This is a genomic window from Nonomuraea sp. NPDC050478 (assembly GCF_044458265.1).
Taxonomy (GTDB): Bacteria; Actinomycetota; Actinomycetes; order Streptosporangiales; family Streptosporangiaceae; genus Nonomuraea; species Nonomuraea ferruginea.
The window spans coordinates 618,772-640,788 of the sequence record NZ_JBITHT010000001.1; the positions used below are offsets into that span (position 1 = coordinate 618,772).

Annotated in this window: 13 protein-coding genes, 1 tRNA gene and 1 pseudogene; 5 read left to right on the forward strand and 10 right to left on the reverse strand. The window is 69.2% G+C overall.

The window, feature by feature from the left end; genetic code table 11:
* Positions 1-6 precede the first annotated feature (6 nt).
* From tmk to topA, 4 genes are all read right to left on the reverse strand, one after another.
* Positions 7-2,049 (reverse strand): dTMP kinase, encoded by a 2,043-nt coding sequence (gene tmk, locus ACIBF7_RS02960; RefSeq protein WP_148035682.1) that lies wholly within the window; start codon positions 2,047-2,049, stop codon positions 7-9.
* A 160-nt stretch (positions 2,050-2,209) separates the two neighbouring features.
* On the reverse strand, positions 2,210-2,719 hold the full coding sequence (locus ACIBF7_RS02965) for a helix-turn-helix domain-containing protein (protein ID WP_148035683.1): 510 nt from the start codon (positions 2,717-2,719) through the stop codon (positions 2,210-2,212).
* A gap of 63 nt (positions 2,720-2,782) precedes the next feature.
* A complete protein-coding gene (locus ACIBF7_RS02970) occupies positions 2,783-3,955 on the reverse strand; it encodes a metallophosphoesterase (RefSeq protein WP_397196231.1) in 1,173 nt (390 codons plus the stop codon).
* Between the two features lie 55 nt (positions 3,956-4,010).
* The gene (topA, locus tag ACIBF7_RS02975) at positions 4,011-6,707 is read right to left on the reverse strand and encodes a type I DNA topoisomerase (protein ID WP_271275247.1); all 2,697 of its coding nucleotides are present in this window, start codon (positions 6,705-6,707) and stop codon (positions 4,011-4,013) included.
* Positions 6,708-6,915: 208 nt separating this feature from the next.
* Here topA and ACIBF7_RS02980 point away from each other — a divergent pair, with 208 nt between their 5' ends.
* A complete protein-coding gene (locus ACIBF7_RS02980; RefSeq protein WP_246639908.1) occupies positions 6,916-7,095 on the forward strand; it encodes a DUF5703 family protein in 180 nt (59 codons plus the stop codon).
* Between the two features lie 151 nt (positions 7,096-7,246).
* Here the strand turns inward: ACIBF7_RS02980 and ACIBF7_RS02985 are convergent, their stop codons facing one another.
* Both ACIBF7_RS02985 and ACIBF7_RS02990 read right to left on the reverse strand, forming a co-directional pair.
* Positions 7,247-9,178, reverse strand: coding sequence for a chaplin (locus ACIBF7_RS02985; protein WP_271275246.1), 1,932 nt, complete (start codon positions 9,176-9,178; stop codon positions 7,247-7,249).
* A 192-nt stretch (positions 9,179-9,370) separates the two neighbouring features.
* Positions 9,371-9,844 (reverse strand): hypothetical protein, encoded by a 474-nt coding sequence (locus ACIBF7_RS02990; protein WP_271275245.1) that lies wholly within the window; start codon positions 9,842-9,844, stop codon positions 9,371-9,373.
* Between the two features lie 382 nt (positions 9,845-10,226).
* Here ACIBF7_RS02990 and ACIBF7_RS02995 point away from each other — a divergent pair.
* Positions 10,227-10,312: transfer RNA gene (locus ACIBF7_RS02995), tRNA-Leu, on the forward strand.
* 583 nt (positions 10,313-10,895) lie between these two features.
* Here ACIBF7_RS02995 and ACIBF7_RS03000 read toward each other — a convergent pair.
* From ACIBF7_RS03000 to ACIBF7_RS03010, 3 genes and pseudogenes are all read right to left on the reverse strand, one after another.
* Positions 10,896-11,972: pseudogene (locus ACIBF7_RS03000) on the reverse strand (recombinase family protein); the annotation flags it as partial.
* A 472-nt stretch (positions 11,973-12,444) separates the two neighbouring features.
* Positions 12,445-13,296 (reverse strand): hypothetical protein, encoded by an 852-nt coding sequence (locus ACIBF7_RS03005; RefSeq protein WP_397196232.1) that lies wholly within the window; start codon positions 13,294-13,296, stop codon positions 12,445-12,447.
* Between the two features lie 18 nt (positions 13,297-13,314).
* Positions 13,315-13,713 carry a hypothetical protein gene (locus ACIBF7_RS03010; RefSeq protein WP_397196233.1) on the reverse strand — a complete coding sequence of 133 codons (399 nt, stop codon included), beginning with the start codon at positions 13,711-13,713 and terminating at the stop codon, positions 13,315-13,317.
* A gap of 608 nt (positions 13,714-14,321) precedes the next feature.
* Between ACIBF7_RS03010 and ACIBF7_RS03015 the strand changes: the two genes are divergently transcribed.
* Positions 14,322-14,669 (forward strand): GntR family transcriptional regulator, encoded by a 348-nt coding sequence (locus ACIBF7_RS03015; RefSeq protein WP_397196234.1) that lies wholly within the window; start codon positions 14,322-14,324, stop codon positions 14,667-14,669.
* Positions 14,670-15,007: 338 nt separating this feature from the next.
* Here ACIBF7_RS03015 and mobF read toward each other — a convergent pair whose 3' ends face one another.
* Positions 15,008-19,003 (reverse strand): MobF family relaxase, encoded by a 3,996-nt coding sequence (mobF, locus tag ACIBF7_RS03020; protein ID WP_397196235.1) that lies wholly within the window; start codon positions 19,001-19,003, stop codon positions 15,008-15,010.
* 388 nt (positions 19,004-19,391) lie between these two features.
* Between mobF and ACIBF7_RS03025 the strand changes: the two genes are divergently transcribed.
* Positions 19,392-20,222, forward strand: a complete 831-nt coding sequence (locus ACIBF7_RS03025; RefSeq protein WP_397196236.1) for a hypothetical protein — start codon at positions 19,392-19,394, stop codon at positions 20,220-20,222.
* Positions 20,223-20,518: 296 nt separating this feature from the next.
* Positions 20,519-21,790 carry a helix-turn-helix domain-containing protein gene (locus ACIBF7_RS03030; protein WP_397196237.1) on the forward strand — a complete coding sequence of 424 codons (1,272 nt, stop codon included), beginning with the start codon at positions 20,519-20,521 and terminating at the stop codon, positions 21,788-21,790.
* The last annotated feature ends 227 nt before the right edge of the window (positions 21,791-22,017 follow it).

Genomic DNA, 22,017 nt, shown 5'->3' on the forward strand with positions numbered 1-22,017 from the left:
ACAAGGCTAGTCGCGGATGGCGGGCATCGTGCCCGTGACGTCTTCGGCCTCGCGCGGCACCGGATCGGGCAGGATCTCGCGTACCCGGTCCTGGACGACCGCGGTGATCTGCTCCGGCGGCAGCGTGCCGTCGACGACCAGGTAACGGTCGGGGGCGGCGGCGGCCAGCGCGCGGAACTCCTTGCGCACCCGCTCGTGGAACTCCAGCGGCTCCGACTCGATCCGGTCGGCCGCCCCGCCGAGCCTGGTCAGGCCGACCTGGGGCGGGGTGTCGATGAGCACGGTCAGGTGCGGGACGAGCCCGCCGGTCGCCCAGGCGTTGACCTTGGAGACGTCGTCGGGGTCGAGGGAGCGGCCCGCGCCCTGGTAGGCGAGCGAGGAGTCGACGTAGCGGTCGCACACCACGATCGCGCCCCGGTAGAGCGCCGGCCGGATGACCTTCTCGACGTGCTCGGCCCGGTCGGCCGCGTAGAGCAGCGCCTCGGCCCGCCCCGACAGGCCGCGCTCGGCGGCGTCGAGCAGGATGGCGCGCAGCCGCATGCCGACCTTGGTGGCGCCGGGCTCGCGGGTCTGCACCACGTCGTAGCCCTGGTCGCGCAGCCAGATGGCGATCATCCTGGCCTGGGTGGTCTTGCCCGACCCCTCGCCGCCCTCGAAGGCCACGAACAGCCCCGGCATCCGCTCGGCCGGCTCGCCGCGGAAGCTCTTCCCCCGCACGGCCGTGATCAGATCGGTCAGGATCGGCACGCCCTTCCTGTCGTCCATGTGGCGCAGGCTGAGCACGCCGACGACCACCGCCAGCACGCCGCCGAGCAGGAGCACCAGGTTGGTGCCGTTGAACTCGTAGCTCAGCGCGCCCACGTCCACGCCGCGCCGGCCGAACAGCGCCGCGAGCGGACCGGCCACGGAGACCACCAGCAGCAGCGTCACCCGTGCCGTGGACTGCAGGAACGAGAACGTGCGCCCGCGCAGGCCGTCTTCGACCTCCAGGCCGATGAGCGTGTAGCCGATGATCCAGGCGATGCCGGCGCACGCCCCGAGCATCACGGTCAGGATGACCACGATCACCAGGTTGTGGACCAGCGCGATGGCGGCCAGCACGAACCCGGCCACGACCAGCGACAGCCCGAACAGCCGCCGCCGTGACAGGCCGCTGAGCAGCCGCAGCCCGAAGAACATGCCCAGCGCCATGCCGACGAAGACCGCGCCGAACACCACGCCGTAGGCCGCGTCGCCGCCGCCGAGGTCCTCGACGTAGAGCTTGGCGACGCCGATGACCGCGCCGCCCGCCGCGAACGCGCCGAGCATGCCGATGATCAGCCCGCGGACCAGGCGGTTGCCGCCGACGAACCGCCACCCGTCGACGATCTGCCTGAGCACCGACGGCGTGGAGATCGCCCCGTCGCGCTTGGGGATGTCGCGCAGCGTGAAGATCAGGGCGGCCGACACGAGGTAGGCGCCCGCGTTCACGATCAGCGGCAGGGCGGTGGGGTCGAGCCCGGCCAGGAGCGGCACCACGCTGCGGCCGACGTCGGCCACCACCGACAGCATCGCGAACACGGCCGCCGCGACCGGCGCGCTCCCGTACGTGACCAGCAGGTTGAGCTGGTTGGCCGACTCGAGCTGCTGCTTGGGCACCAGGTTGGGAACGGTGGCGTCCTTGGCCGGCACCCAGAAGAGGTTGACGCACTCCACCAGGACGGTGGCGATGATCACCCACTGGTAGCTGTTGACCACCGGGATCGACAGCACCACGGCGAACCGGGCCACGTCGGAGAACACCATGGTCAGCCGCCGGTCGAACCGGTCGGCGAAGGCCCCCGCCAGCGGCCCGAGCAGCACGGCGGGCAGCATCTTGGCGACGAACACGCCGCCGATGGCGAGCGATTGCGTGCGGAAGTCGCCCTGGGTGAGGTTTCCCGCCAGCGCGGTGAGCGCGAGGAGGTTGAGCCAGTCGCCCAGGCTGCACACCGACATGGCCGCCCACAACCTGCGGAAGGGGGCGTTGGCCAGCACGTGAGCCTGACGGCTTCGGCCGATGGCGGTCATGATGTCAGCGTATCCAGGTGTTCTGGGAGTGGGATGACAGCGACGAGTCCGGAAATAACGGACTGGTCGTCGCTGAGGGTAGTACGTCCATGGCCTGGTGCGCATGGCACACCGGGCGAATGGGCCCCACCAACAACATCGCCGGGGGCACGCCGTCGTTTCACATCCGCGCCCTGGCCCGCTCGATGACCGGCGCCCAGCGCGACCGCACGCCCGCCGGCAGGTCGAGCTCGTCCCACAGGTCGACCAGCAGCAGCTCGTCGACGTACGTGAGCAGCTGCTCGGAGTCGCCGTCGCGCAGCAGCGCCGAGTATGCCTGGCGGCGCTGCTCGCGCACGGACAGGTCGTAGGCCCGCTCGCGCACCCGCACCCGGCCGAGCGCCTGGCCGACCGGCAGCCGCGGCAGCCTGTTGGGGACGCCGCCGGTGAACTCCACCTTCGGCTCCAGCGCCAGCCGGAACCCCGCCGCGTCGAGGATGCGGCCCGCGGTCTCCAGCGTGGGCGACTTGCGGGCGTGCTCGTAGGCCGACAGCGTGGTGCGTGACGTGCCGCACACCCCCGCCAGCTGCTGCTGGCGCATGCTGGCCTCGTGGCGCGCCTGCTTCAGCAGCAGGGCGCCGCGAGCGGCCCAGAAAGTGACGTCGGGCAGCCCTCCACCGGGGGAAGACATGAGTGACCACCTCCGAAGTATCCGCCGGGATACTACAGCATGTAGCCGACCGAACGCAGTCGGTTAGCGAATCTCCAGCAGTGTGATCTCGGGCGGCGCCCCCACCCGCACCGGCGGGCCCCAGAACCCGGCGCCGCGCGTCACGTACACCTGGACCCCGTCCACCGCCGCGAGCCCTGACACCACCGGCTGCTGCAGCGGCACGATCAGGTTGAACGGCACCATCTGCCCGCCGTGCGTGTGACCGGACAGTTGCAGGTCGACGCCGTGACGCGCGGCCTCGGCCACCTGCACGGGCTGGTGCGCGAGCAGCACGACCGGGCGGCTCTCGTCACGGCCGCCCAAGGCCGCCGCGTAGTCGGGGCCGTCGCCCCCGGCCGTGCCGGTGACGTCGTTCACCCCGGCCAGGTCCAGCACGGCGCCCTGGTGGCGGATCTCCACCCGCTCGTTGCGCAGCGAGCGCACCCCCAGGTCGCTCAGCTCCTCGACCCACTCGCCCGGCCCGTTGGCCGTGTAGTACTCGTGGTTGCCCGTCACGAAGTAGGACCCGTACCGGGACTCCAGGTCGCGCAGCGGCCTGGCCAGCGGCCCGAGTGCCTCGACCGTGCCGTCGACCATGTCGCCGACGATCGCCACCACGTCGGCCTCGAGCCCGTTGATCATGCGGACGATGCGTTCGGTGTGCGCCTTTCCCGTGAGCGGGCCCAGGTGGATGTCGCTCACCACGGCGAACCGCAGGCCGCTCAGCCGGGAGTCGAGCCCCGGCAGAGTGACCGAGGCGCGTTCGATCACCGGGTCGCCGAGCGCCCGCGTCACCCCGTACCCGACCGTGCCCAGCGCGCCCACCCCGGCGGCCAGCGCGGTCGCCCGCCCGATGAACAGCCGCCTGCCCGGGTCGGGGGGCGCGTCGGCGACCAGGACGGCTCCGCCCGCGGGCACGGGCTCCCTCTCGCGCAGCACCGCCGCTAGCACCGCCCGCGGCACCTCCAGCGCCAGCAGGATCCAGAACAGGTAGAACATGACCGCGACCCACATGAAGCCCGGCCAGGCCAGCCACGACAGCCACGGCACCCGCTGCGCCACGAACGTGACCACCACGAGCACGAACAGCCCGGCCACCGCGAAGGTCAGCCGCCCGCGCGCCGCCCCCGGCCGCGTCGTCGCCCGGACCAGCCGATGCCACAGGTAGAAGTGGACCCCGGCTAACACGCCCAGGACCACGAACAGGAACGCCACGCCGTCATGCTATGAGCGGCCCCGAACCGGCGCGGTCCGCCCCCTGAGAGCCCTCTCAGGACTTGGTGGCGGGCTTCTTCTTCGCGGCCGGCTTCTTCGCCGGAGCCTTCCTGGTGGACGTCTTCTTCGGGGCGGGCGCGCGGTCGCGCCGCTCGGCCAGCAGCTCCGCCGCCCGCTCGATGGTGATCTCCTCCACCGTGTCGCCCTTGCGGAGCGAGGCGTTGGTCTCGCCGTCGGTGACGTACGGACCGAACCGGCCCTCCTTGACCACCACCGGCTTCTTGGAGTGGGGGTCATCGCCCAGCTCGCGCAGCGGCGGCGCGGCCGCGGCCCGCCCCCTGCCCCGCTGCTTCGGCTGCGCGAACAGCTCCTTGGCCTGGTCGATCGTGACCGTGAGCAGGTCCTCCTCGGACCCGAGCGACCGCGAGTCGGAGCCCTTCTTCAGGTAGGGCCCGAACTTGCCGTTGTGGGCCACCACCTGCTCGCCGTCGAGCTCGCCCACCACGCGCGGGATCGACAGCAGCCTGAGCGCGTCCTCCAGCGTGATCGTGTCGAGCGACATCGTCTTGAACAGCGAGCTCGTGCGCGGCTTGGGCGCGTCGGCCTTCTTCGTCCGCCGCTTCTTCTCGCCCTCGGCGGGCGGCGCCTCCTCCGGCAGCACCTCGGTCACGTACGGCCCGAACCGCCCGTCCTTGGCCACGATCATGTGACCGGTCACCGGATCGGGCCCGAGCTCACGGTCGCCGGTCGGGCGCGAGATCAGCTCCTCGGCCTTCTCCGCGGTCAGCTCGTCGGGGGTCATGTCCTCCGGGACGTTGACACGGGTGCCCTCACGGTCGAGGTACGGGCCGTAACGGCCAACCCGGATGACGATGTCGGTGCCCCTGATCGGGAAGGAGCTGATCTCCTTGGCGTCGATGTCGCCCAGGTCGGTGACCATCTCCTTGAGGCCCTCGTCGCCGTCGCCGCCGTAGTAGAAGCGCTGCAGCTCCGGCACCCGCTCCGCCCGGTCGTTGGCGATGTCGTCGAGCACCTTCTCCATGTCGGCCGTGAAGTCGTAGTCGACCAGGTTGCCGAAATGCTGCTCCAGCAGGTTGACCACGGCGAAGGCGAGGAACGACGGCACCAGCGCCGTGCCCTTCTTGAACACGTAGCCCCGGTCGAGGATCGTGCCGATGATCGACGCGTACGTCGACGGACGGCCGATCTCCCGATCCTCCAGCTCCTTGACCAGCGACGCCTCGGTGTAGCGGGCCGGCGGCTTGGTCGAGTGGGCGGCGACGTCCAGCCGCGAGACGGTGAGCGCGTCGCCCTCCGCCAGGTTGGGCAGCCGCTTCTCCGAGTCGTCGCGGTCGGTCGCCGGGTCGTCGTGACCCTCAACGTAAGCCTTGAGGAACCCGTAGAACGTGATCGTCCGGCCGGAGGCGGCGAACTCGACGTCCTCGCCCGCCGACGACCGGCCGCCCACCTTGACCTGGATCGACTCGCCGACCGCGTCCTTCATCTGGGACGACACGGTCCGCTGCCAGATCAGCTCGTAGAGCCGGAACCTGTCGCCGCTCAGCCCGGTCTCGCCCGGCGTGCGGAACTCCTCGCCGGACGGCCTGATCGCCTCGTGCGCCTCCTGCGCGCTCTTGACCTTGCTGCTGTAGAGGCGCGGCTTGTCGGGGACGTACGCGGCGCCGTACAGCTTGATCGCCTGCGAGCGCGCGGCCTGCACGGCGGTCTCCGACAGCGTGATGCTGTCGGTCCGCATATAGGTGATGTAGCCCTCTTCGTAGAGGCGCTGCGCCACCTGCATCGTGTACTTGGCGGAGAAGCCCAGCTTGCGGCTGGCCTCCTGCTGCAGCGTGGTCGTCCGGAACGGCGCGTACGGCTTGCGGGTGTACGGCTTGCGCTCGACGGACTTGACGGCGAACGACGAGTCGCCGAGCCTGGCGGCCAGCTCTCCGGCGGCCTGCTCCGACAGGTGGAGCACGTCGGCGTTCTTCAGCTGCCCGGTGCTGGCGAAGTCGCGTCCCTGGGCCACCCGCTTGCCGTCGACGCCGGTCAGCGTCGCGCTGAAGTCGCGCGGCCGCTCCTCCGGCTTGCCGCTGTCGAACAGCGCCTGCAGGTCCCAGTAGTGGGCGGCGGTGAACGCCAGGCGGTCGCGCTCGCGCTCCACCACCAGCCTGGTCGCCACCGACTGGACGCGGCCGGCGGACAGCCTCGGCTTGACCTTCTTCCACAGGACCGGGCTGACCTCGTAGCCGTAGAGGCGGTCGAGGATGCGGCGGGTCTCCTGGGCGTCGACCAGGCGCAGGTTGAGCGAACGGGGGTTGGCGACGGCGTCGCGGATGGCCTGCGGGGTGATCTCGTGGAACACCATCCGGTGCACCGGCACCTTCGGCTTGAGCACCTCGCGCAGGTGCCAGGCGATCGCCTCGCCCTCGCGGTCCTCGTCAGTCGCCAGGTAGAGTTCGTCGGCGTCCTTCAGCAGCTGCTTCAGCTTGCTGACCTGAGACTTCTTGTCAGGGTTGACCACGTACAACGGCTCGAAGTCGTGCTCGACGTTCACGCCGAGGCGTGCCCACGACTCCCCTTTGAACTTCTCGGGGATGTCGTCGGCCTTCTCCGGCAGATCGCGGATGTGGCCGATGCTCGACTCGACGATGTAGCCGGCGCCGAGGTAATCGCCGATGGTCTTCGCCTTGGCGGGCGACTCGACGATCACCAGACGTCTTCCGCCGGCACTGCCGTTGTTGGCTGGCACGCTGCTTCCTACCTCGCTGTTCGCTTGCAGTCCCCCTGCCGGACGTCCGGCATAGATCTGAAAGGTAACCCCTCGCTCGGAAATTTCCTTCCCCCGGGCTACCCACTGGCTTCCGGGTCCATCCACGAGCACGCAGAATAGGGCCCATCGAGCGGCATGGCGCCCTGACTCACCCTGGAGACTAATCGTTGTGCTCGACTACTCCTACATGGATCTCTTCATCCCGCGCGACCTCTCCCGAGAAGCCGCACGTCAGCTGCTGACCGAGCACGCAGAGTACGGCAAGTGGGAACTCGCCCGAGTGCGCAAGCACGCGGACGGCAGCAGGCACGTACGCCTCCGACGCAAGATCGTACGGGTGCGCAGCACCCTCGCACGCCCAGGCTGAACACCCGGGCATGGCTTTGCCCGTCCCGGGCCGCGCCCCCGGAACGGGCAAAGCGTTCAGCGCGCGCTGCCCCTGGAAGGCTTCCAGGGGCAGCGGCCGTATGCGGACACCTACCTATGAGCTATCCGAGGCGCGGGTCGCTCAGCGGGTGTCACTTGCTGGTGGGACGGAACCGGCGGGTGGCCGCGAACAGGGTCGCCGTCACCGCGAACAGCCCGCCCAGCGCCAGGGCCAGCAGCGAGGCGGCGGACATCCCGGTGACGCCCGCGGGCTGGGCGGCGCTCATCAGCCCCAGGTCGCCGGCGGGCAGGCCGCGGGTGAGCGACTTGACCGTGCCGCCGACCGGGGTGGCGGCGACCAGCTCGGTGGCCGGGTTCGCGGAGCCCGCGGTGTGCTTCTTGGACGGCTTGGCAGGCTTGGCCGACTTGGCGGGCGTGGCCGGGGTCGACGGCAGGCCGGGCATGCCGGGCACCTGCGGCAGGCCGAGCTGGCCGACGACGTCGCCGACGACCGGCAGGCCGCCGCCGCTCATCTGCTGGGAGGCGTTGCCGAGACCCTGCGCGCCGCTCAGCGCGGGCAGCACGGGCAGGGCGGGAACCATGCCGCCGCCGCTCTGGCGCGCCTTGCCGGCCAGCGGGGTGTTGTGGCGGTAGCCCTTGCCGGGGCCGGGGCGGCCCACGTGGGCGCCGCCGAGGCACCCGGCGGCGGCGTCGCCCAGGACGGCCACGGCGTTGCCGCAGACGTTGACCGGAGCGGTGATCGGCGCGACCAGCTGGTTGCCGGCGAGCACGCCCGAGCGGCCGGACGTCCTGTTGCCGCCCGCGCCGGAGCCGCCGCTCTTGTGCACGCTCGCCCCGCCCTTGCAGTGAGCCTCGGACTTGCCGAGCGCCGCCACGGCGTTGCCGCAGGCGTTGATGGGGGCGGTGATCGGGGCGACGATCTGGTTGCCGGAGAGCACGCCCGACCGGCCGGACGTCCTGTTGCCGCCCGCGCCCTTGCCGCCGTTCTTCACCGAGACGCCGCCGACGCACCCGGCGAACGCGTCACCCGCCACGGCGACCGCGTTGCCGCACACGTTGACCGGGGCGGTGATCGGGGCCACGATCTGGTTGCCGGAGAGCACGCCCGACCGGCCGGACGTCCTGTTGCCGCCGGCGCCGGAGCTGCCTCCCTTGTTGTGCACGCTCGCCCCGCCCTTGCACCCGGAGGTCGCGTTGCCGACCGAGGTGCCGCAGGCGGTGATCGGCAGGTTGATCGGGGCCACGACCTGGTTGCCGCTGCCCGCGCCGAACCGGCCGTCGGTGTCGTTGCCGGTGGAGCCGCGCTGATAGCCGTGGCTCTGGTGGCGGCGACCGCCGTCGTTGGTGACGGACGCGCCGCCCCGGCACCCGGCGAACGCGTCGCCGAACGCGGCCACCGAGTTGCCGCAGATGTTGACCGGCGCGCTGATCGGCGCGATCACCTGGTTGCCGCCGAGCACCGAGCCGCGGCCCGACGTGGTGTTGCCGCCCGCTCCCGTACCGGTGTTGCGCACCGAGGCCCCGCCCTGGCAGCCCGCGGCCGCGTCCCCGAAGATCGCCACGGCGTTGCCGCAGGCGTTGATCGGGGCCGAGATCGGCGCGTTGATCTGGTTGCCGCCGATGATGCTGCGGTCACCGGAGGTGCGGTTGCCGCCCGCGCCGCCCTTGCCGGACTTGCGCACGGTCGCGCCGCCCTTGCACCCGGCGTCGGAGTTGCCGAACAGCGAGACCGCGTTGCCGCAGGCGTTGACCGGCGCGCTGATCGGCGCGTTGATCTGGTTGCCGCCGAGCACGCTCGACTCGCCGGAGGTCCGGTCGGAGATGCCGCCCCTGCCCTGGTCGACGACGGACGCGCCGCCCGCCGAGGTGGCGGTGGAGTCGCCGGCCACGCCGACGGCGTTGCCGCTGATGTCGATCGGCAGCGAGACCGGCAGGTTGACCTGGTTGCCGCCGCCGATGGAGTGGTCGCCGTCGGTGTCGGCCGAAGCCGTGCCGCCGCCGAACGACAGGACCGCCACGGCGAGCAGAGCCGCGGGGGTGGAAGCCTTCGCCCATGTACGCATGAGAATGCTCCTACTGATGTTTGGGGGGAATTACCTGACAGCCCGCGGCCGGCCCGGAGCCATGCGAGAGCACAGCGGAAACCCCGGGGAGCGCGAACCTGCTGAAGTGATCGACATGTCACCCGCTGACGGAGGGGAACTCGCCCACGCTCCGCCGCCGGCCGGAAAAGGGCCGGAACCTTGTGGCGGGGATTAGTCAGGTGAGAAAGAAGGGTCGTCCGCCGCTGCGCGGACGACAGGGGGTCGCACGTAAGCGGGAACGACGCGCCTCACATCGAGCCGCGGGTCGAACCCGTACCGTGTGACATCCCCCATGCTCGGCCCGAACGGGCCGTTGCCACCGCCGGTGGGCACCAGACCGTCGGTGTCGAGAATCTGGCCGGTGGGGCCGGGCGACGGCAGACCGTGGTCCGACTGGCTGGTGAGCCCGTCGACCGTCAGCCCCGCCATGGCCTCGGCGTCGTCGGACGCCACGACCGCGAGGGATGAGCCGTTTCCTGACGCCGCTCCTATCGCCGTCCCTGTCGCCGCGATGGAATCCGCGGCCGCGGGAGCGGCGGTGAGCATCTGGAAGATCACGGCGAGCAGCCAGCCGGCGGCCACAAGACCGCCGACTGCAACCGCACGCACCAGGACCCGACGAGCGACGGCCGCGAACCGCGCCATCCGGTCAACCCGGCGGGCGCCGGTGGGCACGCTCCGCACAGCGAGGGACCGCTCCCTCTGCCGCTGTGCGGTCATGCGTGCCACGTGACCTCCCGAAAGGACGACCGGCGCAAGGGCCGGTCGCATGACAACCCCTCAACGGTCCGTAACCGTAGCAGTACTCAAGGTTGTCGCAAGCGCTTTTCACCGGAGATCCAGCAACTGGTCAAGCCCGCCCGCCCAAACCCCCTCGAACCACCCTCGCCCCCCATGACACGGCCTGCTCCCGGCGACCTGTGCGTCACGCATGGCGTCTCTCCCCATAGCTGGTATGACGCACCCCGAAAGGTTTGCTAACCTTACGGAGCCGACGCGGGATGACGGTCTCGCGTGCAGGCACCACGTCCGGGTGGCGGAATAGGCAGACGCGCTAGCTTGAGGTGCTAGTGCCCTTTGCGGGGCATGGGGGTTCAAGTCCCCCCTCGGACACAAACCGGTCGCCTATGGGGTCCTGGTCATGAGCACTCGTGACCAGGACTTTCTGTTTCACGGGATGGTAGGTCAGCCGCATCCCGATGTCCGCGTAGATCTTGGCTTTCCGGAGCGGGTCGGCGTTCGACAGGACTCGCACCATGTCTCCAAGCCTATGCGTGATCTCCGCGAGCTCGTCGCGGCCCAGCCGCTTCTGCTGCGGCGGGACGTGCGCGCGCTGGAGACGTTGCTCAGCCGCTGCCTTGCGATCGAGTTCTTCCTGGATCCATCCGGCGACGAGCGCCGGATCGGCGCCCGCCTCCAGGGCGGCCCGATGCTGGGCGAGCTTCCGGTCGCATTCGGCGATCTGCCGACGTGCCCCGGCGAATGCATGAGCCTCCGGCGGGAACAGATCCTGCGCGGCCGTCAGAGCGTCGAGGGTCCGGTCGAGATTGTGTGGCGCGAACAGCCGGCCGAGCCAGCGGTCCAGCCGCGGGACGACCCGGTCCTCTCGCAGATAGACGTTGCGGGGATGCATGACGCGATTGGCCAGCGCGTACTCCTCGGGGAAGCGGCAGCGGTAGTAGGGCGCGTCGTTGACCCACTGGCCTTGCATCCTGCGGTCGCAGACCCCGCAGTACAACAGCCCCCGGAGCTGGTACGGCTTCGGGGTGCGTTTGCGGGTCTTGTCGGTGTGCCGGTCGCCGCGCCCTGTCAGCGTCGCCTGCACGGCGTCGAAGTCGTCCTTGGACACGATCGGCGGGTGGACGACTGTCTCCGACCACACCCACTCCTGCTTGGAGTTCCACCGGAGTTTCGTGGTGTGGCCGAGGCCGACGTCGTCGACGTCGATGAGGACCTCGTCCTTGCGCTGGCGGTTCCACACTTGATGGCCGGTGTAGCGGGGGTTGGTCAAGATGGCCCGTATCGCGCTCTTGGACCAGGCGATGCCGGAGCGGTGGCGGTTCCGGCCGGGGTCGTGAGCTGACGGGCATGGAATCCCGTTGTGGGTCAATCTTTCGGCAATGGCGAACAGGCCGTAGCCGTCGAGGAAGGCCGCGAAGATCTCTTCCACCACGGGCGCGGCGGCGGGATCGAGTTCCAGCCGGTGCGCACGCTTGCCGTCGGCGGCCTTGGCCGGGTTGGGGTGTGGACCCGCGTCGGCCAGCCGGTAGCCGTAAGGTGGCCGACCTCCCAGGAAGCGGCCTTCCATCTGGGCCTGGGCGGACATGGCGCTGCGCACACGGACCTTGATGCGGTTGCGCTCGCCTTTGCTCATTCCGCCGAACACGCTCATGACCAGGTCATGAGCCTCGTTGGTCGGATCGATCGGGCCGCCCACCTCGGGCACCCAGAGCGGGACCCCGAAGTGCTCGAAGACGGGGAAGGTCAGGCCGTACTGGTTGCCATAGAAGGCCCGGTGCGGTTCACCGATCACCACCGCGTCGAAGCCGCGATCAGGGTTGCGCAGTGCGGTGAGCAGCGCCGCCGCGTGCGGGCGGCGCTGCCAGGGGATCGAACGGGACTTGTCGATGTCGAAGAACTCGGCGACGATCACGCCCCCGCGCGCCTCGATGAGCGCGCGGGAGCGAGTGATCTGCCAGGCCCGCGAGGACTGGGGGTCTTGGTTGTCCTCGGTGGAGACCCGGCCGTAGAAGGCGAAGGGGATGTCGTCCATGGTTTCCTTACGCGGCGTTCGGACGGCGGGCCGGCTTGTCTCGGTGGGCCTCTAACAGGAGAGCGAGCAGTTCGGCGGCTGCGCCGGGCGTCAGGCGCGGCGGTCTATTGGGAACGACAACGCGCGGAGTCGATTGGTTACGGGGGCTGGATGCGGTCATGATGGGGGCGCTCCTATGCGTTCGTTGCTGGGCGGTAGGGGTGCGGCCCCGGCGACGTGCTTGGCGGTATGGACGCCGGGGCCGCTTTGAAGTTGTGCTTCGGAATAGATCCGCCCGCTGCGGTCAGCTTCTTGGCGGCTCAGCGGGTTTGGCCCCTCACCGCGCCAGCGGCCGAGAGCAGCGGCGAACTGTCGAAGGTGCTTCCTCAGACAGGGCTCGGAGGCGGATCTTCAGACGAGGCTCCTACCTTTGACGTTGCCGAGCTAAGCCATGACGGCGACTCGACGGTCGGTCGGCGGTTCTTCAGGGTGGTCATGGTGCTGGTCTTCTGGCCGCGAGAGGGTGGCACGCTGGGCAGCGTGCCACTGTGTCATCGGGCAAATCCAGCAGGCGAGTGCGCTCGTCGCAGTAACCGCACCAATCTGGGGCAGCCTTCTCCAACGTGGTGACCACACCGCCGTCGAGCACGGGTACGAACTTGCTGGGGTTGTCTTCGATTGCGGTGGCCACATAACGGCTGCGGTGCTTGACTGACCGGCCATCGAGGATCGCATGACGGACCCCGGCCGCGTCTGCGAGGGTGATCTCGTGGCCGGTCAGCTCCGACAGGAGTTGGACGATGCCGCGATCGATGGATTCATCGTCTTCAGCCCATGATGATGCGCTAAGGCGAGAAGATGACTGACTGTTCTGATCAGTTCTAGTCCTCTTCCGGGAATGAGCGATGCCGGGTGACGTTAGTAACGCGTTACGTTCGGCGCTGCTACCACCATCCACTGGAGGTGGGACAGTTCGATTGCGTTGCCTTGCTCGATACTTCCTCTGCCGCTCAGCATTGCCCTTCCGTTCCGCCGCCGCCTGCTCTTCGGAGGACACCATGCTGAAGAAGTCGTGGATCGCCCAGCCGTCCTCTACAGGAGCTGGGCAGCGAGCGGAGGGGCAGTCCTGTCCAGCTTCATGCCAGATGCCCCGAGAAGCGAGTTCGGTGACGAAGCGCTGCGGCTTTCGCACTCGCGGACACATGTCGACGAGGTCTTCCTGGAGGATCGCACCGTTGGTTCCGATGCGGGCGGACCAGAAGATCGCTGTGACATGCATACGGAATGCAGCGTCCGACAGGGCTGACACCGGCCTCTGAATCGGGAATTGGTCGTCGAAGCGCACTTTTCCTGGCCGTGACATCTAGTGCTCGCCTCCAGCCTTCAGGTGCAGGCTGGCGCTGGTGTTGAAGGCACGGTGGGTTCGATATGCGAGGTCGCTGGCCGCCTTCCTCGCCGAAGCCAGTTCTGACAAGGCCTTGTCAAGACGTTCGGAGGGGTCGCCGTGGTCATCCACTAGCTGCCTGGATGCTTGCATGCGCCCCAGAGCGTCGCCGAGCTGCGTCAGCAACTGGTCAAGCCGAGCTGCGGTATCACCGATGTGGCCGAGCACCTGGTGAACGGTGGACGGATAGGTGATGCCCGCGTGGGAGAGCGAGGCGTGGTTGAGGAGACGAACAGCCTCTGACAACGCGCGGGCAGTCTCGATCGCGTAGTCATCATCGTGGGGGCGGTCGGAGGACAGCCAGATAGTTTCAGCCATCGCCCCTGACTCCGTCCACAGGAGCCTTGTCAAGATGTACATGTGCCGTCAGAGTGGTGACGGAAGTCAGCGGCCGATACGCGAGCCGAGGCACCCTGGCGGTGTCCGCGCTCGCGCGGGATGGCATGCTGAGGACCATGACCGACTCCTTTCGAGTGGGTCCGTCGAGGAGGCCCGGCGCCCGTGCCGCCAAGCAAAGCGGCGCCGGGTCCTCCCTGGCATTGAGGTTGCAGAGGATCCCCTTACTGGGGTTGGCCAAAGGCTGTTCATCGGTGGCGCTGCCGCCTCTCCGTGTCACAGCCAGCCGCGGTTTCCCTGATGTCTCACCCCCTCACGTTTAGGGTCGAATGCGGATGAATCCCATGATTACACAGAGTCCATTACTTGGAGTTGATTGAGATGTCAGAAATTCTTGCTTGAACCGTGGCCATGACGACCGGACTGGACGCATCGACCGCGCCGGCCAGCCTCGCCCCAAGCGAACAGCGTCCACACCCTCCCTCATCCAGCGAGCCGTCCAGGCTGGTTGAAGCATATTGTACTAGTACAAGATCAGGCTAGCTCAATCCTGCTTTCCTGGTCCAGTTAGAGGGCCTAGTCTTGGTGTCGTGTCAGTACCTGACTTCAGCGATCCCCGGCCTGCGTACCTTCAGATCGCCGACGATCTGCGTCGCGAGGTCACGGAAGGGCAGCTCAAGGTGGGTGAGCGACTGCCGGCTCGACGGCAGTTGGCCCAGCGCTACAGCGTGGCTGTCGAGACCATCCGTCGTGCCTTGGACGAACTCGCGCGTGACGGCTTGATCAGTACGCAGTCGACGCGTGGCACGTACGTTGTCAAGACTCCTGATCAACTTGAGCCGCCTGCCGAGCTGCGACAGGTTATGGGTGAGGTACGGCGGCTGACCGAGCGTCTTGTGAGCTTGGAAGTCCGCGTGAAGGAACTCGAAGACCGTTGAGCACCTTCACGTTCCCGACGCCGCATGGGCTTATGAAGCCGCAATCGGTGTCGCACAGGTCCAGGCACAGGCGTTCTTTCCTGTGGTCCTTCCTCGCCAGTGGCCGATCCGCCGTCGAGAAGACGCGGGTCCAGGTGGAGCGGGCCGAGCGCAGCGAGGGCCGACTACCTGGAGGCGTGGCGAGCGACGGCCATAATCCGGGCATGCGAGGAAGGCCGGAGGGTCTCGAACCTATTCCCGTATCCCGCCTGCTCAGGAGTATGACGTGCGAAGCCGGCCTCGATCCGGCTCCTGATTCAGCAACGGGACCGACGCCTTTGCCAGCGTGAGCTGCCCGCCTATCGGCGGAGCCCTTGCCCATGCCGAGGTTCGCTGCCGGAGCGATGGCCGGGTGGCTGGTACCCCTGCGACGGGCCATGCTGCTCGACGCCCCCGTGCATGCGCTGACCTGTCTTCTGCCGCGCGTCCGCGCGCCGTGCGGCGTATCCGGCTCGGAAAAGTTGTTCGAGGTTGCGCTGGTCCGGGGTCAGGTCCATGCGGAGCACGGCCTCGCCTTGGCAGGCAGTGAGTTCGCGCTGGGCGGCGGCAAGCTTGCGGCGGTGCTCAGCTGCGAGCATCCGCACAACTCCGACATCGCGTTCTCGTGCCGTGCGCAGGGCGGTGTCGAAGGTGCGCGTCAGTTCGGAGTGGCGGCTCCGTACCTGGGGCCAGGCCCCTCGGGGCGGAGCCTGCGCGGCGGCCTGGCGGGCGTGCTCCTCCAGCTCCGCAGCCTGCGCGAGGATCGGCCCCAGTTGCTGGGTGAGGCGGTCCTGCTGCTCGTGGAGATCGGTCAGGGCGGTTGTCAGGGTGCGGCGGCGGGCACGGTGCCAGGGGCGCAGATCGGCCAGCTCACGCTCGATGGCGCGTTCTCGCCCCCGCAGCCGGGCCAGGCGCTGGCGTCCCCCGGCGGCGGTCTGGCGAGCCTGCCGGAGCCGGTGGGCGGCGGTCTCGGCCGTCTCGATCCGGAGGTTCTGTTCCTCAAGGTCGGCGCGCTCGGTCAGCAGGCGGCGTTCGTGGCGGCCGCCGCCCTCGACGGTGAGGCGTTGCATGCTCTGGTCGGCGGCCTGGATGTGGGCTGACGCCGCGGTGAGCCGGTTGGCGAGCTGGGCCATGCGCTGGTGCAGTTCGGCGTCGCTGATCAGTCCGACGCCGTACGGAGTGTGGGTGAGGGACCGCAGGGGGCGCAGGCGTTGCACCGCATGATGAGCTTCGCCTTCGGCGGCCTGCACCTCGGCCCGTGCCCGCTCAAGCTCGCCTTCAGGAGTCTCGCCGACTCGCGGGGCGGGTTTCAATTGCTGGGCGATGGGTGCGGGTTCGGGGGTCAGGAGCTGGTCGGCGCGGTCGCCGTGCAGGGTCGCGGCGTAGGCGGCCAGAGCACGCTGTAGTTCGTCGGCCGGGCCGTGGACGGGACCGTGCCGGAGCCGGTCGGCGTCGCTCTCCAGGAGCTCGCGGGGCAGGTACAGGCGGGCGCTGTGCCGGTCGCGGCTCATGGCCGTGTACAGCGTGTGCGGGTCCAGGCCCAGGCCGTAGATGAGGCTGTACTGGCTGGTCATGCCCTGGGCGGAGGCCACGGTCATCGCAGTGCCGTACGACAGGCCGCCGGCGGCGACGTAGGCGGGGCTGAACCATTCGCGTGCCAGGGCGTGTCCGTCCGGCCCGGTCCGACGCCATGCGACCTGAACGCCGCGCCGGGGGTCGAGGGCGGTGATGTGGCCGCGGTAGCCGTTGAGCACGTCCACCGGGCCTTCGCCGCGGCGGGCCCGGTAGTCGTTCTTGCGTACCCGTACGTGGTCCCCGACGGCCAGGGCGATGGTGGCGCCGCCGGCCAGGTGGTAGACGCGGTCGGGGCCGGACAGCTCGCCCAGCTCGCGGCGGATCGCGCGGGCGGCCAGGTTGAGCCGGTGGGTGGCCTCGTTGGTTCCCGCCAGCACCAGCAGGTCGGCCAGCTCGTCATGCGCGGACGGTCCTTCAGCTGTCCGGTACGGTTGCCGGGCGGTCGCCCAGTCGGCGATCAGACGGGCCATCGTGTCGTCGGCGCCGGCCTCCGCGTACACGCGGCCGCCCCCCGCCCAGGTGTGCAGGGCCTGGCGGCGTTGACCGGCGCGGAACAACTCCAGCGCGCGGCGTTCGAGGGGATCGCGCTGGCGGCGGTTGTGCCGCAGCACCAGCCCGTCGACCTGGCGGTGGATGGCGGCGAACCCGCCACCGACCCCGATCGCGCGCAGTTGCTGGGGGTCGCCGAGGAGTACCACCTTGGTGCCGTGCCGTTCGGCGTCGGCCAGCAGCGTGGCCAGTTGCCGGTCGTCGGCCATGGCGGCTTCGTCGACCACCAGCACGTCCACTCCGGCCAGACCCGGACCGCTCTGGATGCGCAGCAGCCAGGTGGCGATGGTGTCGGTGCCGATGCCGGATTCGGCGCGCAGCGTGGCGGCGGCCACCGCCGCGGTGGCCGCGCCCCGCACCACCTGGCCGCGGCTCTCGTACGCGGTGCGGGCGGCGGCCATCAACGTGGTCTTGCCCGCGCCGGGGACCCCGATGATCGCCTCCACGCCATGCCCGGCTTGCAGGATGCGTTCCAGCACGGCGCGTTGTTCGGCGGTGAAGGTGAGGTGGTGGCCGACTTGGAAGGTGTCCAGGGCCAGGCGGACGGCGTCGGCGTCGAGCACGGCCACGCCGCCGTGGTAGCGGCGTCGCACGCTGGCCAGGAGCATCCGTTCGGCGTGCAGGATGTCGGTGCTGGTGTAGCGGGCGGAGTTGGTCATGTGCCGGGCCCCGGCATCAGGCAGGCGGACCGCCGGAGCCAGCGTCAGTACCTCGTCGGTGAGCGCCTCGGCCTCGGCCAGGCCGGCGATGCCGTCGGGCAGGGCGTCCAGGACCGCGGCCAGCACATCGGCCCGGGAGACTTCCTTGCGATGCGAGGTCAGCCCGCACTCGGGCCGCCAGATCCATGCCGCGATCTGCGCCGGAGAAGGCCGGGCGGGCAGCCCTGCGCCGCTGCGGCAGGCCTCGACCAGCGCGGCGGCGTCCACGCCGGCCGCGGCGAGCTGGCGGTGCCAGTCGGCGCGCAGTTCGGCCTGCCCGGGGTCGATCCTGTGCTGGCGGCTTTCGGCCGAGGCCACCATCTTGGCCCGGCGGGAGGCCTCCCCTGCGGTGAAGCCGAGGCGGGCCAGGATCTGCTTGACCTGGCCGTCGCGTTTGGAGAACAACGCCCGTACGGGGGCGGGGATGGCCGGGATCTCCCACGCGCCGTTGTCCGGATCCCGCATCCAGGCGATGGCCTCGCGGTCGATCGTCTCGCGGCGTACCCGCGCTTTGAAGAAGGCGTCGGCGGCGTGCGCGTGCCGGTACAGGTCCCGCCCGCCGGAGGCGACCGCCGACCATTTCCCGTCCAGGCCACGTACCGCGTTGGCGATGACGATGTGCGCGTGCAGGTGGGGATCCGGCGCCGCCGCGCCGACCGGCCGCGCGGTGCGGTGCATCATCATCCAGCCCAGCAGGCCCGTCGCGGCCATCTGCCCGGCCACCCTGCCGTCGCCCTGGTGGCCTCGCTGCCCATAGCCCACCCACTGCTCGACCGCCGCGACCGTCTCGAACGCCGCGTCGACGACGATGTCCTCCAGACGGGCTGCGAGGTCCGGCTGGGCTATGCCGGCCAGCAGCGACATGCTCTTGGTCACGTCCAGCGTCAGGTCATAGCCCCGGTTGCCGATCCTGACCCGGGCATCGCGCCACTGACGCGCGTACGCCAACGCCTCCGGCTCGTACACCTCGGCCAGGTCGACGCTGGCGGCGCGGGCCAGTTGTTCCAGATCGCCGATGCGCACCAGGTGCGCCTCACCCTGCCGGGCGACACCGCGCGCCATCTGAGCCGCCCGCTTGATCATCGCCGGGCGGCCGGCCAGCAGGCTCGCAACGGTGGTGCCACGTTCGGCCGCGGCTGTCTCCAGCGCCTCGTGCAGCGGGGCCGCGGGCAGCTTGCCGCGTGGGTCGACGGCGTGTTTGGCCTTCATCAGCAGTTCGCCGGTGTTCGGGTCCGCGCCGTTCATCAGGGCCCGCGCTTTGTCATGCTGGTCGGCTGTCAGTGGGGTGCCGGGGGTGATGCCGAACTCGTGCAGTCCCTCGCCGATCCATACCAGGGCGCGCCCGCCGCCCAGCCGGTAGCTCAGCTGCCTGTCCGGCTCCTCGGCGGATTCGTGGCTGTGCTCGTCGGCGTGCGGCACGCCGCAGCCGGCGCCCTCTTGTAATCGGTAGTCCACCTGCTCGATGCAAGGGCCGAGCGCGTTCACCCAGGCCATGCCACCCCCCGTTCAGACGATGGCAGCAGCGAAGGCGCGGGACCGCTGATGGTCGGCAGTCTCAAGACGTATCGCAGATACCTCGTCCATTCTGTAAAACGATCTTGTCAGGTAGTTTGACATACTTTGTCGATATGCACTAGAGCGTTCTGGTGCATATACGGGTGATCGTGAAGTGAACGATGCGAAGTGGATCACGACAGGTTCTTGGCTGGGATGGCGACCTCGTCTACGTCTCGGCCACCGCTACGAATCACGCCCGTCTGGGCGTCCGACAGCGGTGGCCGAGGCCACGAGCTAAGGTCCTAATGTGGCCAAGCCCCGGGGCCGCAGATCCCGGCCCACCACCCATGCGGTCAGCCGCTCTGGCGACCCTCGACGCCGCGCCATGGCCGAGCGCATCGCCAAAGAGACCGACCCGGTCCACCGCGCCGCCGCCCGCGTTGCCGGCACGATCGCCTACCGCTCCCCGTCCGACCCGATGCAGATTCCCTCCATACTCCCGCTGTTCATCGACGTCGTCGCCACCGAGTACCTGCTGCCCGCCGAGCGCTGCTTAGACGATTGCATGACGCTGGTCCACGCCTACGCCCAACTGGGCATCCCTGCCCAAATCCGCGCAGCGGAAGTGAGCATCACCAACACCTCCACCAAGACCACCATCAGCCGCGGCAGCCTGACTCCACACTGGGAAGGCGACGCGATCCACGGGCACACCGTCGTCTGGCTGCCGACCTTGGACCACCTGGTTGATGTCACCGTCGAACAATTCCCCGAGATCGCCGCCATCGGCGAAGGACCGGTCATCGCCAGCCGCCCCGGCAAGCAGGCCATAGACGATCCGCTGGAACGCCTCCAGGTCAAGCGGAAGAACCTGCGGATGACCTACACGCTGGCGCCGTTGGACACCGCTGTCGCCCTGCTGGATTACCCCGTGCCCCGGGCCTCGATGGCCGGTTACCGCCGCCGGGGCGTCAACGTCGCCACAGCGGCCGTAGTCATCCTGGCCGACTCCCTACCTCAGGCGAGCATCTCCCTGATCCCGCACCGGCGAGCCGCCGCACTGATCGAAGCCGTACACGGACTCCCTGAGCACCGCACTCCCACCGAGGACCGGCGCTTCCTACTGCCAGGCCAGGACGGCGCCCCAGTCGTGGTGCAGCTTGACGAGATCCCCCTCCCCATGGGTACGCCTTCCGTCGTGGAGTTCCCCTTGTGAGGGCCAGCAGAGAACGCGAAGCAGAAATGGGAGATGCTCAGGCGCGGTCAGGTTCTTGTCGTAGCCCTCAAATAGCCTCCGAGCTATGGCGTGGGCAGACCCCAGTATCCGGTATCCGGTGCGCCGGAACCGGGACCGCGACTTGTGTGGATCTCCTACGCCCGGACCTGGAGTAACTCTCGGCGACACGCCGCAGCACCAACCCTGTTGAGCGCCTAAGTCCGGCCATACTTGCCGATGCCGGTCCTGCCTCAGGACGGGCGACACACCCCCAATGTTCACATAAGGGATCGCCAATGACGCCGATCTACCTGTCCGCCCAGCACCCCCGCTGGACCCCCACGACCGAAACCGACCTCCAGGAAGCCATCGACGGCGGCCTGCTGGAGGAATCGCATCATCTCGATCTCAAGGAAGCAGTTGCCGCCAAGGCCGACAACCGGGAAGCCGCCCGGGACATGGCCTCGTTCGCCATCGACTCCGGAACCGTGATCATCGGGATCGCCGAGGACACCACCAGCGGAACCTTCACCCGAGCACCCCAGCCCTTGAAAGGGCTGGCCGAGAAAATGGAGCAAATCGCCCACTCCGTCTGCGACCCTCCCCTGACCATCCTCACCGAGGAAATCCCCAGCGACGCGGACCCCACCCTGGGCTACTTGGTCATTCACATCCCAGCCAGTCCGGCAGCACCGCACATGGTCGACGGGAAGTATCGCGGCCGTGGCGACAAAACCAAGATCGTCATGTCCGACGCCGACGTGGTCCGGCTCCACGAGCGCCGCCGCTCCGCCGATCGCGACGCTCTGGCACTTCTCCAGCACGAGATCGACGAGGATCCGATCCCTGCCGACCAGCGGCACCACGCCCACCTGTTCCTCGTCGCTCAGCCCTTGGCCGGGCGCCGCGACATGCTGCTGGACCTCACCAGTGGCTCCGAGTGGAACCACAAGCTCACGAGCCTCATCGACCGCGCCTACACCCCCGGACTGAACAAGATTCTCAGCCCGGACATCGATCCGGCTCTCACCGCGGCCGGCAACGGCTATCGGCGCGCCCGCGCCGTCGCACGAGCCACCTCCAACCTGGGCGACGGGCGTGTCTACCGACCCGCCTCTGCGGACGCGCCCGAAGAGGTCATCGAGTTGCAGGTTCACGAAGACGGCGGTCTGCGGCTGTTTTTCAGCCGCCTGTCAGATGTGCTGCCTGGTGACTTCGGACGACCGGACAGTCGTGTGATCTATGACCTGGCTGCGGTCAACTACACGCGCCGCTTCCTGGCCTTGGTGGTGGCCGCTGCCGAGGAAGCGGGCTACTTCGGCAACTGGGCTCTGGCCTTCGGCGCCACTGGGCTGCGTGGTCTGCGCGCCTTTACCAGCAGGCAAGTTCTCGGCAGGGCACAGTACAACGAAGACACCTACGCCGAAACGACCAGCGTGAGCTGGGCAGAACTGAACAAGGAGCCCGGTGCTGTCACCCGTCGGCTGGTCGGACCCTTGCTGCGATCCTTCGAGGTGGAAAAAGAGTACGCCGCCAGCCTGAACGACCCGGCGCCGCCAGTCACATGATCAACTCTTAGTGCGCAGGGAGAGCTGCGTCAGCTGCCCGTCTTGCACGTCAACCTCCACCCAGCGGCAGCGGCTGGAACAAATCCGCGACCCCTGCTCACTTCGACAAGCACGCCCGTCGGGCCGCCACCGCGACCCTCGGCCTGCCGACCCCACGAAGAGCTGGACGGGACGGCACGCCCCCTGGCGAACCGGCCAGGAACACGAAACCCTTCATGACCATTCGA

What these genes read in the sequence shown, in the direction of transcription:
- ACIBF7_RS02990 (WP_271275245.1), bottom strand. Translation starts at nt 9,844, where the DNA reads ATGGCGCGGTTCGCGGCCGTCGCTCGTCGGGTCCTGGTGCGTGCGGTT.
- ACIBF7_RS02985 (WP_271275246.1), bottom strand. Translation starts at nt 9,178, where the DNA reads ATGCGTACATGGGCGAAGGCTTCCACCCCCGCGGCTCTGCTCGCCGTG.
- ACIBF7_RS03010 (WP_397196233.1), bottom strand. Translation starts at nt 13,713, where the DNA reads ATGGCTGAAACTATCTGGCTGTCCTCCGACCGCCCCCACGATGATGAC.
- ACIBF7_RS02980 (WP_246639908.1), top strand. Translation starts at nt 6,916, where the DNA reads ATGGATCTCTTCATCCCGCGCGACCTCTCCCGAGAAGCCGCACGTCAG.
- tmk (WP_148035682.1), bottom strand. Translation starts at nt 2,049, where the DNA reads ATGACCGCCATCGGCCGAAGCCGTCAGGCTCACGTGCTGGCCAACGCC.
- ACIBF7_RS03030 (WP_397196237.1), top strand. Translation starts at nt 20,519, where the DNA reads ATGACGCCGATCTACCTGTCCGCCCAGCACCCCCGCTGGACCCCCACG.
- mobF (WP_397196235.1), bottom strand. Translation starts at nt 19,003, where the DNA reads ATGGCCTGGGTGAACGCGCTCGGCCCTTGCATCGAGCAGGTGGACTAC.
- ACIBF7_RS02965 (WP_148035683.1), bottom strand. Translation starts at nt 2,719, where the DNA reads ATGTCTTCCCCCGGTGGAGGGCTGCCCGACGTCACTTTCTGGGCCGCT.
- ACIBF7_RS03025 (WP_397196236.1), top strand. Translation starts at nt 19,392, where the DNA reads ATGGCCGAGCGCATCGCCAAAGAGACCGACCCGGTCCACCGCGCCGCC.